The sequence below is a fragment of the Mesobacillus sp. genome, from assembly GCF_049588175.1.
In the GTDB taxonomy this organism is placed as follows: domain Bacteria; phylum Bacillota; class Bacilli; order Bacillales; family Cytobacillaceae; genus Mesobacillus.
Window position 1 is genome coordinate 1 of sequence record NZ_JBAVFI010000669.1, and the last position, 3,340, is coordinate 3,340.

Annotated in this window: 2 protein-coding genes; both read right to left on the reverse strand. The window is 41.6% G+C overall.

Features of this window, described 5'->3' with window-relative positions; genetic code table 11:
• Positions 1-72: 72 nt before the first annotated feature.
• Complete coding sequence (gene treC, locus WB217_RS16310) at positions 73-1,758, reverse strand: alpha,alpha-phosphotrehalase (RefSeq protein WP_423994318.1); 1,686 nt, start codon at positions 1,756-1,758, stop codon at positions 73-75.
• A gap of 39 nt (positions 1,759-1,797) precedes the next feature.
• Positions 1,798-3,213 carry a PTS system trehalose-specific EIIBC component gene (gene treP, locus WB217_RS16315; protein ID WP_423994320.1) on the reverse strand — a complete coding sequence of 472 codons (1,416 nt, stop codon included), beginning with the start codon at positions 3,211-3,213 and terminating at the stop codon, positions 1,798-1,800.
• Between the last annotated feature and the right edge of the window lie 127 nt (positions 3,214-3,340).

A 3,340-nucleotide genomic window follows, 5' to 3' on the forward strand; every position in this document is an offset into this window, starting at 1 on the left:
CTACTTTTTCCATCTGGTGGAAATTTCGGCCAAAACAAAAAAATTGTGGAGGCACTAAGGCCTCCACATATCTTATTTCATTAAATGGAAAACAACCGATTCATATGGTCGAAGATTTAGCGTAGAAATATTCTCGCCGGAATCATCATAATTCGAGAGTAATATTTCAGCGTTATAGCCTTCAAGATTCACTGTTTCCGGTAGTTCAAACACAGTTTCTTTTCCGTAAAAATTATTCACTACAAGTAATTTTTCACTCTGGCCATTCCTTACATACGCAAATATTTCTGGGTGATCTTCTAAAATCAGCTCGTAATCGCCATACGTGATGATGTCGTATTGCTTTCTAAGCTGGATCAGTTTTTTGTAATGATAAAAAACTGAATCTTTGTCAGCTAGAGCATTTTCGACATTTACAGTCTGGTAATTTTTTGCGACATTTATCCATGGAGTGCCTTTTGTAAAGCCTGCATGTTCTTCGGCATTCCATTGGACAGGTGTCCTTGAGTTGTCACGGGACTTGCTTTGCAGGATGTTCAGAATTTCTTCCTCCGGCATACCTTCTGCGAGTTTGATTTTATACATATTCAATGATTCGACATCGCGGTAGTCCTCAATTTCATCATAGTAAGGATTCGTCATCCCAATTTCTTCGCCCTGATAAATATAAGGTGTCCCCTGCATCATATGGACAACAGTTGCCAGCATTTTGGCAGATTGGCGATGGTACTCGCCATCATTCCCGTACCGGGATACAATCCGGGGCTGGTCATGGTTGCACCAGAATAATGCATTCCAGCCTCCGCCTTTATGCATTTCGGACTGCCATAACGATAATATCCGTTTCAAAGCGAGGAAGTTAAAATCAGCAAGCGTCCATTTATCTCCATTTAAGTAATCGACTTTTAAATGGTGGAAATTGAAAGTCATGCTCAATTCATTACTATCCGGATTTGAGTATTTAATGCAATTCTCGATTGTTGTAGAAGACATTTCGCCAACAGTCATGCTGTCATACTTCGAGAATACTTCACGATTCATTTCCTGCAAATACTGATGGATCTTAGGACCGTCCGTGTAAAATTTACGCCCGTCACCCGGTGGCACCGACCCGTCATCATCCGGGAAGTCCTGGTCTTTGGAAATAAGGTTAATAACATCAAGCCTGAATCCATCAACACCCTTTTTAAACCAGTAGTGCATCATTTCATACACATCATTGCGAAGCTGTTCATTCTCCCAGTTCAGATCAGCCTGGGTCACATCGAAAAGATGGAGGTAGTATTGTCCTGTTGCCTCGTCATACTTCCATGCGTTTCCGCCAAACTTTGATTCCCAATTAGTCGGTTCACTTCCGTCTTCTTTAGGATCCTTCCATATATAGAAATCCCGGTAAGGGCTGTCCTTTGACTTTCGGGCATCCCGGAACCACTCGTGCTCTGTTGATGAGTGGTTCACCACGATATCCATAATCAGTTTAATGCCGCGCTGATGCGCTTCTTCCAGCAGCCGGTCAAAGTCTTCCATTGTGCCGTATTCTTCAAAGATATTATAATAGTCTCTTATATCGTAGCCGTTATCTCGCTGTGGGGAATCATAAATTGGCGTAAGCCAAATTACTTCCACACCCAATTCTTTCAGATAATCAAGCTTGGCGATTATCCCCTGAAGGTCGCCCGTTCCATTTCCGGTTGTGTCATAAAAACTCTTTGGATAGATTTGATAGACTACAGCCTTTTTCCACCATGGTTCAGTCATTGATACATCCACCTCCATCAGGATTACCTCTAGCTGCAATTAAGCTTCTTTTTTCTGTTTCGCCTTAGCCATTATGAATGTCAGTACGAATGGAACAACGAGTGCGATTCCCATACCGATGAAGAATACTCCCCAAAATTCTGTGAAGATGGACAAGAATGCCGGCAAGCCGCCTACACCGATGGAAGGTGCCTGAACTCCGCGAAGAGTAATAACTATTCCAGCGATCGCTGAACCAATAATCGCAGCGATAAACGGATATTTATAACGCAGGTTCACCCCAAACATCGCTGGTTCGGTAATTCCAAGCCATGCAGAAATAGCTGATGTTAAAGATAAGCCTTTAAGTTTTTCATTATTCTTATCTGCAAACATCATCGCAAATGCTGCTGAACCCTGGGCAATATTAGAAAGTGCTACCATAGGCCATAAGAAGGTACCGCCAATTGTGCCAATCAACTGTAAATCAACTGCCAGGAACGTATGGTGCATCCCTGTGATAACGAGTGGTGCATAAAGACCTCCGTAGATTAAACCGCCAATTGCTGGTACGGCATCAAAAATACCAACCACCGCAGCAGTAATGCCATTGCCAATCATAAATGTAATCGGTCCAATTACGATGAAAGAAAGAAAACCTGTTACCAATAACGAGATCGGAGCAACTGTCAGCAGCTGGAATGCATCAGGGATGCGTTTTTTCAGGAATATCTCCATTTTTGCAAGTACATAAGAAGCAAGCAATACAGGCAATACCTGACCTTGATAGCCTACTTTTTCAACTGTTAATCCAAATAAATTCCATGTAGGAATCTTGCCTTCCTGCTGAGCTGCGCCATACCCCCAAGCATTCAATAAATCGGGGTGAACAAGCATTAAACCGAGCACAATACCGAGAAGCGGGTTTCCGCCAAATTTATTGACGGCACTCCAGCCGATCAATCCTGGCAAGAAAACGAATGCAGTGTTCGCAATCAGATTAATGATGCTTGCAAAGTCTGCCCAGTTTGTATAAACATCAATGAGTGCCTTGCCTTCAAAAAAGATATCCTTACCGGTAAGAATATTATTGATTCCCATTAACAAACCGGCTGTGACGATTGCTGGCAAAATCGGAATGAAAATATCTGCCAGAGTTTTTATTGCTCTCTGCAATGGATTTAGATTTTGTTCTGCAGCATCTTTAATTTCCTGTTTTGTCGCTGTACCAATGCCAGTGATTTCAACCATTTCGTTATATACTTTGTCTACCAGTCCCTGCCCGATTACAACCTGATATTGACCATTAGCTGAGAATGAACCTTTTACAAGATCGATGTTTTCGAGTTTATCTTTATCTACCTTGCCTTCGTCCTTTAAGGCAAAACGCAGCCTAGTAACACAATGTGTGGCAGCAGCAATATTTTCTTTGCCGCCGACAGCTTCAACAATCTGCTCAACTGCTTGACGATTCATATTTCTCTCCTCCTGTTACCGTTTTCATTTAACATAAAAAAAATTGCACATGAAAGAAAACTTGTATATACATGTTTTTTGATTACGTTTTCATTTTACTTGTATATACATGATTCGTCAACCATTT